We start from the raw sequence: 12,399 nt of genomic DNA, 5'->3' as shown, positions 1-12,399 counted from the left end.
CCATGCCACTGCATCCCTGGGCCCAGGCCCACCTGGCCCAGCCGCACATGGCGGCCAGGATTCCGGTCGAGGCCCTCTCGCCGCACGCTGCCCGCCAGCAGTCCCGGGCGATGTGCCGGCTGGTGCCGCCCGGCGAAGCGGTGGCCCGCACCGCTGATTTCTGCATTCCCGGACCGCACGGAGCCATGATCCCGGTGCGCATGTACACGCCAGCCGGGATGGGGCCGGGGCCGATGCCCGTGTGCCTTTACTTTCACGGGGGTGGCTGGGTGCTGGGCAACCTGGATGCACAGGATGCGGCCTGCCGCAGCATGGCCAATGGGGCCGCCTGCGTGGTGGTGTCGGTGAATTACCGCCACGCGCCCGAGCACCCGTTTCCTGCCGCCCCCGAGGACTGCTATGCGGCCGCCTGCTGGGTGGCCCGCCAGGGCGCCGAGCTGGGCATGGATCCGCAGCGGCTGGCCGTGGCGGGCATGAGCGCCGGCGCCAACCTGGCGATTGCCGTGACCCTGATGGCGAAGGAGCGCGGCGGGCCCTCCATTGCCTGCCAGGCCCTGATGGTGCCGGTCACGGATCACCGCTTCGACACCCGCTCCTACGCCGAATGCGCCGAAGGCTACGACCTGACGCTGCGCGGCATGCAGTGGTACTGGGGCCATTACCTGGCGCACCCGGCCGACGGTGCGCACCCCTGGGCGTCCCCGCTGCGGGCGGCCGACCTGTCGGGCCTGCCGGGCGCGTTCGTGATGACGAGCGAATATGACCCGCTGCGCGATGAGGGCGAGGCCTATGCGCAGCGGCTGCGGGATGCCGGTGTCCCGGTGCTGTCCCGCTGCAATGCCGGGATGATGCATGGCTTTCAGGGGCCGCAGGCCGTGCCCGAGGTCGCGGACTTCCTGCGCTCGCGCCTGCATCGCTGAGATCCGCTCCCGGCCCGCGGTCCTGGCCAGGGGCCTGCATCGGCGGCACCGTCCCGGGGGGCGATCCCCCCGGGAGGCGGCCTTCGAACCGGTGGACGATCTCAGCGCACCACGTCCACGGCCTTGCCGTTCCAGCGCAATTCGATCACTTCCTTGGTGGCGGCTCCGCCCTGGAGCTCGCCGCCGATGATGAGCAGGCTGTCGTCCAGCTGCACATAGGCGCTGTAGCCCAGGGGCTGCGGCAGTTTGCCGGCGGTAGTCCACTGGCCGCCCACCTGGGCATAGATCTGGTCGTGCCAGGTTTTCTTCAGGCCCTTGTGTGCCCACAGCTGCCCGGCATTGAACTGCGCCCAGGAGCCCGGAAAATTGGCGCCACCGGCCACCAGCAACGCCTGGTTGCTGTAGCCCGCGTAGGCCCCGGCGACGCCGTCCTGCACGGCAGCGCCCGCGGGGGGCACCAGCGTCTGCGTGGACCAGTGCAGCGTTTCGCCGTTCACCGAGACGGTCTTGATCCCGGGGGAGCGCAGGCCCGGCTTGATCTCGCCATTGACCAGCGTGACCTGCGGGCCCCGCACCGCCACGGCGGTGCCAATCGTCGGCAGGCCGGGGTCCACGCCCAGATTGCGCCACTGGTGGGTAGTGGTGTCATAGCTCAGCACCTGGGCCGTGAACAGGTAGTCCTGCGGCCGCTGGTCAAAGTAGGCGGCGGCCACGGCGTCCTGGCGGGCCTTGTCGTCGCCGGCGGCGACGAAGTAGTCCTGGAAGTAGCCCTCGAAGACGGCTTTGTTGACCCCGCCAAAGAACAGGATGCTGCGCTGGTCCAGCGTCACGGCGCCGGTGGCCAGCAGGCCCATGGGGGCGCGCGTGGGCAGGCGGCTCCAGGCGTTTGCGGCGGGATCGTAGCGCCAGGCGGTGTCGAACGTCACCAGCGCCTTGTCAGAAGGGTGCAGCTTGCCCGAGCCCGAGAACACGTAGATCTGGCCGTTCACGGCGATGGCGCGCGCATCGTCGCGCTGCACATCGGGGAACTCGGCCAGCGCCCGCCATGGCGCGCCGGGCCGGCTCACATCGAGCGCGTACCAGCCTTTGCCGGCCGTGCCCAGGCCGGCATAGACGGTGTTGCCGATGCGGGCCGCGGCAGTGGCCTTGGCCGCCACGGGGAAGTCGGCCCAGCGCTCGCCGGCCTGCGCCGCCGAGAACAGCAGCAGCGCAGCTGCCGTGAGGGCCTGGGTCAATGTCTTTGCTTGCATGGGAACCTCATAAAAAAACGCCACAAGCCTGGAGAGGGCTTGTGGCTGAAAGACATCAGGGATGTCGGTGCAATGAAAAAGGATCGCCTTGAGCGCTGGGTCGCTCGGGGTCAGAAATGGTGGGTCAGCCCCATGTCGAAGCCGTTCTTCTCCTTGTAGGCCTTCTGGTCGCGCGCGTAGTTCACGAACACCTCGGTGCGCTTGGACAGCGGATGCATATAGCCCAGGCCAAACTTGCGCGAGTTGTTGGGGTAGGCATCCACCATCTGGCCATCGCGGGCGACCTTGAGCACGTCGTATCCGCCCGATGCGTTGCGGGCCTTGGTGCTCAGGACGCTGTACGAGGTGCGCAGCTCGCCGATGCCCACGGGCACCGTGGCGCCGATCAGCATGTTGGTACCCTTGAGGTCTTTCTCGCCGGAGGCGTTGGTGTGCGAGCCCGCGCCCAGCCCCACCCACAGCTTGACGGCGCTGAAATCGTAGGTGCCCGAGAACATCAGCGCCGTGGTGCCGTAGCCAGTGCGCTCATAGCCCAGGCCCATATAGACCGGGCCCTTGTTGTAGCCCGCGCCAATGCTCAGGGGGCGGGTTCCGTCGGCCACGATGCTGGGCATGTTGGGCACCGGGTTCGGGCCGCCGCCGCGTGTGACCACCTTTTTCGGGTCGCCTTCGGCCACCTGCAGGCCGGCGAAGAAACCATCGCTGTTCCAGTTCACGCTGGCCGCGTGCTGGTTGCGGGCCGAGCTGAAGAGGCCGGCGCCGAACAGGCCGGTCGTGTTCACCGTCACATAGCTGTAAGTGCCCCAGGGGTCGGCCTGCAGCCCCACCGTCCAGGCGGGCGTCAGCTTGCGGCCGAAGTCGATGAGCCACTCCTTGTTGCGCAAGCCCACGATGGAGCGGCTGCCCCAGAAGCCGGCCCTGCCGGACTGCCCGTCCCCGGTCAGGGTGGTGCCGTTCTGCAGAAAGATGTCGCTGTAAAGCTGGAAGAAGGCGTAGTTTCCGCCGCCCAGGTCTTCCTCCCCCTTCAATCCCAGCAGGCTGCCCTTGCCTTGGTACATGCCGGTCTGGCTTTTGCCGATGGGCTTGCCCACGCTGGCGTCCGCCCGCCCAAACAGCGTGACGTTCGACTGCGCCTGCGCCTGCGCGCTACCGGCAACGGCCAGCAATGCTGCGCTGGCAATGAGGGTCTTATTGATCAGAGTCATCTGCGAGGTTCTCCAGGGTTGGTTGTGAAAAGACGTCAGTGGTCAGAGGACTGACGTCAGTGTGCAAATCAACGACCCAATGAACAAGCGGGTTTGCCCTGATAGGGTTGCGCCCGATGTCCGGGAGAGAAGGTGCGTTGATGCCTCCCGGGTGAACCCGTGGCGGTGCGGCCGGGTCTGGGGCGGCGCCGGCTGGACTGGAGGTTCGGTGCAGATTTCCCGGCCCCAGCGCGCAGGGAGCTGCGCGCTGCGCACCCGCAGGGAGCACCGCTCGAGATTACTACAATATCAATAGCGTTCCGCGCTTTCTGGGCATGCGCTTGGGCTCTCATCTTCCTGATGATGTACATGCATCAGAGATCCCCCCAACCGTTCGGGCTGAGCCTGTCGAAGCCAGGGCGACTCTCGGTGAAACCCCTTCGACAGGCCTGTCCTGAGCTGAGCCGAAGGGCTCAGGGCGAACGGGGTTTGACTGAGGTATGTCGCTGATCAGGCCAATCTTTGGACAAACGGCGCACGCTGCCGCCGCTATGCTGCTTCCAGCACCATGACAACCGTGGCCGTGTTCGAGATACGGCAGTTGCCGTGCACCCGCCGCACACCCGCGCTGGCGGTGGACAGCGCTCCGTGCATCAGCGGATGCTGTGCGGCCAACACATGCGCTGGCGTGTGCGCTGCTATCTGCCCGGCCTCTGGCTCAGCCACGGTCAAAGCGCATGGCTGCTCCTGCCTGGCGCACTGCGCCAGGGCGGCCATACCCGCGACAATCACCGGCTCCCAGCCTATCAGCCCCACTTTCTGGAAAGCCTCATGACCTGTTCTTCCCCTTCGACCCGCACCCTCATCAAAGCGGTGATCGCAAGCGCCGCGGTGGGCCTGGGTGGCCTGGCCCAGGCCCAGGCGGTCTTCAAGATCACCGCCATCCCCGACGAAGCGCCCACCGAGCTGGCGCGCAAGGCCGCGCCGCTAGTGAAGTACCTGGAACAGAAGCTGGGCACCAAGGTGGAGTTCACCCCGGTTTCCGACTACGCCGCCGCCGTGGAGGCGCTGGCCAACAAGCAGGTGGACCTGGCCTGGTATGGCGGCTTTACCTTTGTGCAGGCCAGCATCCGCTCGGGCGGCAAGGTGGTGCCGCTGGTGCAGCGCGAAGAGGACGAAAAATTCCGCTCGGTGTTCATCAGCGGCGACCCGGCCATCAAGACCCTGGCGGACCTCAAGGGCAAGACCGTGAGCTTTGGCTCGCAGTCCAGCACCTCGGGCCACCTGATGCCGCGCAGCGTTCTGCTGCAGGCCCAGATCGACCCCGACAAGGACTTCCGGCGCGTGGCCTACTCGGGCGCGCACGACGCCACCATCGCCGCCGTGGCCTCGGGCAAGGTGGATGCGGGTGCGCTCAACATCTCGGTGTGGGAAAAGTTCGTCGCCGACAAGAAGGTGGACACGGCCAAGGTGAAGGTGATCTTCACCACCCCCGCCTACTTTGACTACAACTGGACCGTGCACAGCGACATGCCAGTGGCCCAGCGCGCAAAGCTCACCAAGGCCTTCCTGGACCTGAATCGCAGCACCTCCGAGGGCCAGGAAATCCTGGACCTGCAGCGCGCCACGCGCTTCATTCCGACCCAGGCCAGCAACTACCAGGGCATCGAAACCGCAGCGCGCAGCGCGGGCCTGATCAAGTGACCGTGCATGCACTCCTTTTTTGATAGCTGCTCGCGCATTATTTGCAGGCGCTGCGGCATGATTGGTTCATGAAACTGCGGCTGACGAACGCGATCGTGCGCCACCCGGCCGCACGCACCGGCGCGCCGGCGGCGCTGCGCGGTCTCCATCTCGCGGTGGCGCAGGGCGAACAGGTGGCCGTGATCGGGCCCTCGGGCGCGGGCAAGACCACGTTGCTGCACCTGCTGGCCTGCGCGCAGCGGCCCGCCGCTGGTCGCCTGCAGCTGGACGACACCGACCCCTGGGCGCTGCCCCGCGGCGCCCTGCAGCGCTTGCGTGGCCGCCTGTTTCTGGCACCGCAGGTGCCACCGCTGCCGCCCCGCCAGCGTGTCGTCACCGCCGTGCTGGCCGGGCGCCTGCCGCACGAGAGCCTGTGGGCCAGCGTGCGCAGCCTGGTGCTCCCCACCGACACGGCGCTGGCCGAGCACGCGCTGGCCCGCTTCGACGTGGCCGACAAGCTGTTCGACCGCGTGGACCGGCTCTCGGGCGGCGAGCGCCAGCGCGTGGGCCTGGCGCGGGCACTGGCCTCGCAGGCCAGCCTGTTGCTGGTGGACGAGCCGCTGTCCGCCCTCGACCCGGCGCGTGCGCAGCAGGCCCTGGCCTCGCTCACGCAGGCGGCCCGCGAGCGCGGGGCCACGCTCATTGCCACGCTGCACCAGGTGGACATGGCCCTGCGCCATTTCCCGCGCGTGATCGGGCTGCGGGGCGGCGCGCTGGCCTTCGACCTGCCTGCGGCACAGGTGACGCCGGCGCTGTTGCACCAGCTGTATGCGCAGCACCTCGAAGAGCTGGCGCCAGCGGCGCCGCCCGCCGCCGACGCGCCCGTGGCGGCAGCCCCCGTGCCCATGCAATGCCGCTGATGCCGCCCCACCTGCCCACCCGCCCCCGCCCTGCCGGCACACACCGCCTGCCTCCGGCGCAGCGCGATCCGGCCTGGCGCGGCCGCCTGGCCGGGGCCGTGGTGGCGCTCCTCGTGCTGTGGCCCATGCTGGTGCTGACCGAGTTCAAGCCCTGGCTGCTGCTGGCGCCCGATGCACTCAAGCCCACGCTGCGCTTTGCGGCCGATTTCATCCCGCCCCGCTGGGACGCGGATTTCCTGGCCCTGGTGGCGCGCGAAACCTGGCGCACCGTGGCCATTGCCACCGCCGGCCTCACCCTGGCCCTGGTGGCGGCGGTACCGCTGGCGCTGCTGTCGGTGCGGGTGCTGTCCATCTCGGCGCTGACCGGGCCGATGGCGCCGCTGCCGGCGCTGCTGCGGCTCTTGGTGCGCTGGCTGCTGGTGGTGCTGCGCAGCGTGCCCGAGCTGATCTGGGCGCTGGTGTTCGTGCGCGTGGTGGGCCTGGGCCCCACGGCCGGGGTGCTGGCCATTGCCCTCACCTTTGCCGGCATGCTGGGCAAGGTGTACGCCGAAATCCTGGACAGCGCCGAGCCCCATGCCGCCGCCAGCCTGCTGCGCAATGGCAGCGGCCGGCTGCAGGCCTTTCTGTACGCGCTGCTGCCGCAGAACGCCGCCGAGCTCACCAGCTACACGGTGTACCGCTGGGAATGCGCGATCCGCTCCTCGGCCGTGCTGGGCTTTGTGGGCGCAGGCGGGCTGGGCCAGCAGATGGACGCCTCGATGAAGATGTTCGCGGGCGCCGAGGTGGCCACCATGCTGCTGGTGTTCATGGCCCTGGTCTGGCTGGCGGACCGCACCAGCGCCTGGTTGCGGCAAAGGCTGGCATGAACGCGCCATCTTCTGCCACGCCCCGGCCCCGCACCAACCGCTGCCTGGCCTGCTGGTGCGTGGCTGCGGGCGCGCTGGCCCTGGTGGGCCTGAGCTTCTGGTCGCTCGATCTGCAGTGGACGCAGTTTGTGTCCGCCCCGGCGCTGGCCCGGATGGGCCGGTTTCTGGCCGAGCTGCTGCGGCCCGAAACCAGCCCGCAGTTCCTGCACAAGCTGCTGGGGGCCACGCTGGAGACACTGGCCATGTCGGCGCTGGGCACCTTGCTGGCAGTGCTGCTGGGCCTTGCGCTGGCCCTGCCCGCCAGCAAGGCCTTTGACAGCGACCCGGCACGCTGGCGCGGCGCAACGCGGCTGGTGCTCAACGCCCTGCGCAGCATTCCCGACCTGGTGTGGGCCACGCTGCTGCTGATCGCCGCCGGGCTGGGGCCGTTTGCCGGCACGCTGGCGCTGGCGCTGCACACTTCGGGTGTGCTGGGCCGCCTGTTTGCCGAGGCCATCGAGAACACCCCGCCGGGCCCCGGCTTCGCCCTGCGCGTGCGCGGCTTGGCCGGCAGCCGCGTGTTTCTGTATGCCACCCTGCCCCAGGTGCTGCCGCAGCTGCTGAGCTACACGCTGTACCGCTGGGAGAACAACATCCGCGCCGCCACCGTGCTGGGTGTGGTGGGGGCTGGCGGGCTGGGGCAGATGCTGGCCTTCCACATGGGGCTGTTCCAGATGGGCGAGACCAGCAGCGTGCTGGTGGCCATGCTGGCGCTGGTGGCGCTGGTGGATGCGCTGAGCTTTGCCAGCCGACGCTGGCTGGCGATCTGACACAAATACTTTTTCAGGAGCACATTGCGCTTTCTGGTATTGCGCCAGCGCCGATTCTTCATTCGGATCTTGGACCCAACCACGGTGACCAATCCCCCAGACCAGCGCCCGCAATGCTCCATCTTTTCATCCTGGGAACATCGGCGTAGCATGACTTTCGTATCCGCGTTTTTTCATTGCACGATGGAGGTTCGCATGATGGTTTTCACCCGCCCCCAGCGGCGGGGTCTTTGCACCCTGGTATCAGGGCTCTGCCTGCTTTCCGCTGCGGCCGTTGCGCAAACGGCACCCCAGTCGATCACGGCCTCGCCCGAAATCTACAAGGTGATCGCGGAAAACGCCAAGTACCGCGTGATAGCGGTCACCTGGGCGCCAGGTCAGAAGGATGCGATGCACTCCCACCCCGACTCGGCGGTCTATGTCCTCACCGACTGCTCGCTGCGCTACTACCTGCCCAACGGCACGACACGGGATGGGGCTCCCCGCGCCGGTTTTGCCGGGGTGCAGGCGCCCATCGCATCCCATGCCGTGGAGAACACCGGAAAGTCCGACTGCAAGCTCATCATGTTTGAGCCGAAGTAGGTAGCCACATGGGGCCTCTTGCCCGCAAAGCGCTCCGCGCAGGCACCGGCGGTCTGCGCGGCCTGCTGGTGGGCATGACAGTGGGCCTTGTCGCCAGCGCCGCGCTCGCACAGCGCACTGCGACGTTCTTCGAGCCAACGGCCGCCAAGGGGCCGGTGGTGGTGCTGGTGTCGGGCGCAGGCGGCATACAGGCCTACCAGGAGTTCGGTCCGCGGCTGGCGGCACTCGGGTTCTACACGGTGCTGGTGGACGGCCGCGACATCATGATCCCGCCTTGGGAGTCCCCGGCCCCGCAAGGACATGCCCACCTGGCCGCGGTGATCCAGGCCGCCCTGTCGGCGCCCCAGGCATCATCCTCCAAAGCCATGCTGGTGGGGTTTTCGCTGGGCGGCGCCGGGGTGCTGGTGCACGGAGCACCGATGAAAGACCAGGTGGCGGCCGTGGTGGCCTATTACCCGGCCACCGCCGTCATGGGCCAGGACCTTGCCGCAGTGACGGCGCGGTGGCAAGCGCCGGTGCTGGTGCTGGCGGGCGAAAAAGACACCTACCGCAACTGCTGCCTGGTTGCCACCATGCGCGCGCTGGAGTCCGCGCCCAAACAGGTGCCGTTTGAACTGGTGATCTATCCCCAGGCCAACCACGGCGTCAACCTGGAAAGCTACCCGTTGTTTTTCCGCAGCGAGGATGCCGAGGATGCGTGGAACCGCACCGTCGCTTTTCTCCAGAAATACCGGCCGGCACACGACCGCTGAGGTCGCCAGGGCAGCGAAAGCGGCGCTCAGACCGCCACCACGGCAGAGCGCCGCGACCGCGCCGCCACGCCCACCCCCACCAGCGCGGCGGACACCACGCTCAGGGCCAGCGTGATGGCCGAGCCATAGAAAATGCCCGAGATCATGCCCCGGTCCAGCAGGGCGCCAAACACCGGGGCGGCCAGGCAAAAGCCCAGGTCCAGCCCCGAATACACCGTGCCATACACGCGGCCCGTGGCGCCCGGCGGGGCGGCGCGCTTGATGAGCATGTCGCGCGAGGGGCTGGCCAGCCCGGTGCCGACGCCGGCCAGCGCGGCCACCACCACGGCCGCCATGCCGGGCAGCCAGCCCGTGCCCACCAGCACCAGCAGCGCGGCCGAGCCCAGCAGGCAGACCGAGATGATCTTCTCCAGCCGCGCCACGCGGCCCACCAGAAAGCCGCCCACCACCATGCCGGTGGCGCCGCACAGCATGTAGCCGGTGACCACCAGGGCCGTCACGCTGAGCGGCAGGCCGTACATGCTTTGCAACGCGGGGCTGGCAAAGCTCTGGATGGCGCTCAGGGCGCAGGTGCTCCAGAAAAAGAACGAAAAACACAGCCACACCGAGGGCAGCTTGAGGAAGGCCATGGGGTGCTCGTCCGCCACGGCACCGGCACCGCCCTTGGCTTCGTGCGCCCAGGCGCCCTGGCGGTCGTCGAGCGCATCGCGGTTCCAGACCATGACGGCCAGCACCAGCAGGGCCAGCAGTGCGCCGCACAGGCAGGCTGCGCGCCACGAGCCCGTGGCCGTGGCGATGCCCGCCATGAACACCGGCGCCGTGGCCCAGCCCAGGTTGCCGCTGATGCCGTGCACCGAAAAACCATGGCCCAGGCGCTGCGGCGACACGCGCTTGTTGAGGATGGTGAAGTCCACCGGGTGGAACGGCGCATTGCCCAGGCCCGCCAGCGCCGCCGCCAGCAAGAGGCCCGTGTAGCCCTGCGCCGTGCCCGCCACCAGGCCGGCGGCGGCAAAGCTGGTCAGCGCAAAGAACAGCACCGGCCGCGCGCCCACGCGGTCCACCAGAAAGCCCGACAGCGCCTGGCCCACGCCCGAGACCACGAAGAACACCGACACCAGCAGGCCCAGCTCGGAATAGCTGAAGCCAAACTCGCCAATCAGCCACGGAAACAGCGGCGGCAGCAGCATGTGAAAGAAGTGCGAGCTGCCATGCGCCAGGCCGATGAGGGTGATGGTGCGGGCGTCCTGCCGCAGGGTGACGGCGCCCGGTGCGCCGGGGGAAATGGAGGTCATGGCCCTGATCTTAGGCAAGACCCGTGCGGCAGGTTTACGATAGCGTGCCAATTTCTATCGCCAACATGCCAAAAGCAGCCACACCCGCCAACAGCACCCCGCCACCGCGCCCGCAGCGGGCGCTGTCGTATGTGAAGCTGCTCACGCCGCACCTGTTCGTGCCCACGGCCGAGCGCCCGGTACGCGCCAAGGTGCGCCTGCTGGCGGCCGACACGCAGGTGATGCCGCACAGCCACCCCTGGGCGCAGGTGGCCATCTCGACCACGGGCGTGATCCGGCTCACGGTGGACCGGGGCACCTACATCGCACCGCCTTCGCGCGCACTGTGGATTCCGCCCGGCATGGAACATGCCGTGACCATGGTGGAGGACGCCGACCTGCGCACGCTGTATTTCTACCAGCCGCGCGGGCGCTGCGGCCCCGGCGTGCCGCGCCACGAAGAGGCCGCCTGGCGCCAGTGCCGCGTGCTGGAGGTGTCCGACCTGCTGCGCGCGCTGGTGCGCGAGCTGCCGTCCACACCCGACGACGGCCCCGCCCTCACCCCCGACGAACGCACCCGCGAGCGCCACCTGAACGCCCTGGTGCTGGGCGAGCTGCGCCGCGCCGCCGCCGTGAAACTGGGCGTGGACCTGCCCCACGACAAGCGCCTGCGCCACCTGTGCGAGGCGGTGCTGGCCGACCCCACGCGCCACGAGACCCTGAGCGCCTGGGCCCAGGACACCGGCGCCAGCCCGCGCACGGTGGCGCGCCTGTTCCGCACCGAACTCGCCAGCACCTTCACGCAGTGGCGCCAGCAGGTGATACTGGCCAAGGCCGTCTCGCTGGCCGCCGGCCGCATGCCCATGGGCCAGATCGCCGCCGAGCTGGGCTACAGCCCGAGCGCCTTCAGCGCCATGGTGCGCAAATCGGTGGGCCAGCCGCCGGGGCGGTTTCTGGGGGCGGCGCGGTGAGCGGCGCCCCGGATACCGTGCCCCCCTGCTTTCCACCACCGCTCCTGCCCCCATGACCACCGACATCCACAGCTACGAACCCCGCCTGGGCCACGGCCTGCCGCACGACCCATTCAACGCCATCGTGGGGCCGCGCCCCATCGGCTGGATCTCCACGCAAAATGCCGCAGGTGCGCGCAACCTGGCGCCCTACAGCTTCTTCAACGCCTTCAACTACACGCCGCCCATCGTGGGCTTTGCCAGCATTGGCGCCAAGGACACGCTGCGCAACATCGAGGCCACGGGCGAATTCGTGTGGAACCTGGCCACGCGCGACCTGGCCGAGGCCATGAACCAGAGCTGCGCCGCCGTGCCGCCCGAGGTGAATGAGTTCGAACTGGCCGGGCTCACGCCCTTGCCCTCCGAGAAAGTGCGCCCGCCCCGCGTGGCCGAAAGCCCCGTCACCTTTGAATGCCGCAGCACGCAGACCCTGCAGCTGCAGGGCATCGACGGCGCCCAGGTGCCCACTTGGCTGGTGCTGGGCGAGGTGGTGGCCGTGCACATCGCGAAGACGCTGCTGAAAGACGGTGTGTACGACACGGCGGGCGCCGGCCATATCCTGCGCGGCGGCGGCCCGGCCGACTATTTCACGGTGGGGCCGGAGCAGCTGTTCAAGATGCGTCGGCCGCGCTGAGAGCCTGTCCTGCGGTTTTGCCTTCCTGCGGATGACCCGGAGGAGCACCAAAGGCGGCGCTGTAGCACGGCGAGGCGCCCAACGCAGTCATCCGTTGGACGGCGAAACCGTATCGCCCCCCGGCCGGCGCCCAGGCCACCCGTGCGGGAGTGTTCAGGGCCTCCAGCGAGCCGAACTGGATGGACAGCTCACCCATGTCTTCCATGCGGCCGTTGCATTTCACGCGCTTTTTCACGCGCACCTCGACCTCGGCCATGAGCAGGTCGGAGAGCTCTTCTTCCACCCGCTTGAGGTCGCGTGACTTTTCCTTCTAGGGGCGGGTGGCGACGAGGTTGAACTCGGCGCCGATCTTCTTGACCAGGGCCTCGGCCTCGCGCACCGAGAGCTTTTTGGCCGCGATCTGGTTGCCCGCCGTGATCTGCGCGGCGCGGTCCAGCGCGCTGCAGGCCCTGGGCTTATTCGAGCGGATTGAGGTCTTCGCGCTGGATGTTTTCGATCAGCGCCATGGCGGCTGCCGA

At 68.7% G+C, this 12,399-nt stretch carries 12 protein-coding genes and 1 pseudogene; 9 read left to right on the top strand and 4 right to left on the bottom strand.

The features are described 5' to 3' along the window. Nucleotides 1-2 precede the first annotated feature (2 nt). Nucleotides 3-920: an alpha/beta hydrolase gene (locus K225_RS0101655; RefSeq protein WP_026434789.1), complete on the top strand. Its 918-nt coding sequence runs from the start codon at nt 3-5 to the stop codon at nt 918-920. A 101-nt stretch (nt 921-1,021) separates the two neighbouring features. Here the strand turns inward: K225_RS0101655 and K225_RS0101650 are convergent, their stop codons facing one another. Together K225_RS0101650 and K225_RS0101645 are read right to left on the bottom strand one after the other, a co-directional pair. Next, nucleotides 1,022-2,170 carry an N-acetylneuraminate epimerase gene (locus tag K225_RS0101650; protein WP_026434788.1) on the bottom strand — a complete coding sequence of 383 codons (1,149 nt, stop codon included), beginning with the start codon at nt 2,168-2,170 and terminating at the stop codon, nt 1,022-1,024. Between the two features lie 110 nt (nt 2,171-2,280). Then, the gene (locus K225_RS0101645) at nt 2,281-3,375 is read right to left on the bottom strand and encodes a porin (protein ID WP_026434787.1); all 1,095 of its coding nucleotides are present in this window, start codon (nt 3,373-3,375) and stop codon (nt 2,281-2,283) included. Nucleotides 3,376-4,185: 810 nt separating this feature from the next. On the opposite strand from K225_RS0101645, the gene K225_RS0101640 reads away from it, so the two are divergent. The 6 genes from K225_RS0101640 (at nt 4,186) to K225_RS0101615 (ending at nt 8,966) form a co-directional block, all read left to right on the top strand. After that, on the top strand, nt 4,186-5,058 hold the full coding sequence (locus K225_RS0101640) for a putative selenate ABC transporter substrate-binding protein (RefSeq protein ID WP_026434786.1): 873 nt from the start codon (nt 4,186-4,188) through the stop codon (nt 5,056-5,058). A gap of 68 nt (nt 5,059-5,126) precedes the next feature. After that, a complete protein-coding gene (locus tag K225_RS0101635) occupies nt 5,127-5,957 on the top strand; it encodes a phosphonate ABC transporter ATP-binding protein (protein ID WP_026434785.1) in 831 nt (276 codons plus the stop codon). After that, nucleotides 5,957-6,823, top strand: a complete 867-nt coding sequence (locus tag K225_RS0101630; RefSeq protein WP_026434784.1) for an ABC transporter permease — start codon at nt 5,957-5,959, stop codon at nt 6,821-6,823. The genes K225_RS0101635 and K225_RS0101630 overlap by 1 nt, the downstream gene beginning before the upstream one ends. Next, complete coding sequence (gene phnE, locus K225_RS0101625) at nt 6,820-7,632, top strand: phosphonate ABC transporter, permease protein PhnE (RefSeq protein WP_026434783.1); 813 nt, start codon at nt 6,820-6,822, stop codon at nt 7,630-7,632. Before K225_RS0101630 ends, phnE begins: the two co-directional genes overlap by 4 nt. Before the next feature lie 195 nt (nt 7,633-7,827). Then, nucleotides 7,828-8,214, top strand: a complete 387-nt coding sequence (locus K225_RS0101620; protein ID WP_202900003.1) for a hypothetical protein — start codon at nt 7,828-7,830, stop codon at nt 8,212-8,214. An 8-nt stretch (nt 8,215-8,222) separates the two neighbouring features. Then, entirely contained in the window at nt 8,223-8,966 is a 744-nt protein-coding gene (locus tag K225_RS0101615; RefSeq protein ID WP_026434781.1) for a dienelactone hydrolase family protein, read from the top strand. Between the two features lie 26 nt (nt 8,967-8,992). On the opposite strand, the gene K225_RS0101610 is transcribed toward K225_RS0101615, so the two are convergent. Then, nucleotides 8,993-10,258 (bottom strand): MFS transporter, encoded by a 1,266-nt coding sequence (locus K225_RS0101610; RefSeq protein ID WP_026434780.1) that lies wholly within the window; start codon nt 10,256-10,258, stop codon nt 8,993-8,995. 65 nt (nt 10,259-10,323) lie between these two features. Between K225_RS0101610 and K225_RS0101605 the strand changes: the two genes are divergently transcribed. Beyond that, complete coding sequence (locus tag K225_RS0101605; protein ID WP_026434779.1) at nt 10,324-11,208, top strand: helix-turn-helix domain-containing protein; 885 nt, start codon at nt 10,324-10,326, stop codon at nt 11,206-11,208. Nucleotides 11,209-11,260: 52 nt separating this feature from the next. After that, nucleotides 11,261-11,881, top strand: coding sequence for a flavin reductase family protein (locus tag K225_RS0101600; protein WP_026434778.1), 621 nt, complete (start codon nt 11,261-11,263; stop codon nt 11,879-11,881). 151 nt (nt 11,882-12,032) lie between these two features. On the opposite strand, the pseudogene K225_RS21535 reads toward K225_RS0101600, so the two are convergent. Further along, nucleotides 12,033-12,399, bottom strand: a pseudogene (locus K225_RS21535) (chromosome partitioning protein ParB); the annotation flags it as partial.

This window comes from Acidovorax sp. JHL-9 (genome assembly GCF_000426205.1).
In the GTDB taxonomy this organism is placed as follows: domain Bacteria; phylum Pseudomonadota; class Gammaproteobacteria; order Burkholderiales; family Burkholderiaceae_C; genus Acidovorax; species Acidovorax soli.
This window is presented reverse-complemented; position numbering and strand designations above follow the sequence as displayed.

Coding starts and splice junctions, on each gene's coding strand:
- K225_RS0101655 (WP_026434789.1), top strand. CDS start 3: ATGCCACTGCATCCCTGGGCCCAGGCCCACCTGGCCCAGCCGCACATG.
- K225_RS0101640 (WP_026434786.1), top strand. CDS start 4,186: ATGACCTGTTCTTCCCCTTCGACCCGCACCCTCATCAAAGCGGTGATC.
- phnE (WP_026434783.1), top strand. CDS start 6,820: ATGAACGCGCCATCTTCTGCCACGCCCCGGCCCCGCACCAACCGCTGC.
- K225_RS0101600 (WP_026434778.1), top strand. CDS start 11,261: ATGACCACCGACATCCACAGCTACGAACCCCGCCTGGGCCACGGCCTG.
- K225_RS0101615 (WP_026434781.1), top strand. CDS start 8,223: ATGGGGCCTCTTGCCCGCAAAGCGCTCCGCGCAGGCACCGGCGGTCTG.
- K225_RS0101645 (WP_026434787.1), bottom strand. CDS start 3,375: ATGACTCTGATCAATAAGACCCTCATTGCCAGCGCAGCATTGCTGGCC.
- K225_RS0101620 (WP_202900003.1), top strand. CDS start 7,828: ATGATGGTTTTCACCCGCCCCCAGCGGCGGGGTCTTTGCACCCTGGTA.
- K225_RS0101630 (WP_026434784.1), top strand. CDS start 5,957: ATGCCGCCCCACCTGCCCACCCGCCCCCGCCCTGCCGGCACACACCGC.
- K225_RS0101610 (WP_026434780.1), bottom strand. CDS start 10,258: ATGACCTCCATTTCCCCCGGCGCACCGGGCGCCGTCACCCTGCGGCAG.
- K225_RS0101605 (WP_026434779.1), top strand. CDS start 10,324: ATGCCAAAAGCAGCCACACCCGCCAACAGCACCCCGCCACCGCGCCCG.
- K225_RS0101650 (WP_026434788.1), bottom strand. CDS start 2,170: ATGCAAGCAAAGACATTGACCCAGGCCCTCACGGCAGCTGCGCTGCTG.
- K225_RS0101635 (WP_026434785.1), top strand. CDS start 5,127: ATGAAACTGCGGCTGACGAACGCGATCGTGCGCCACCCGGCCGCACGC.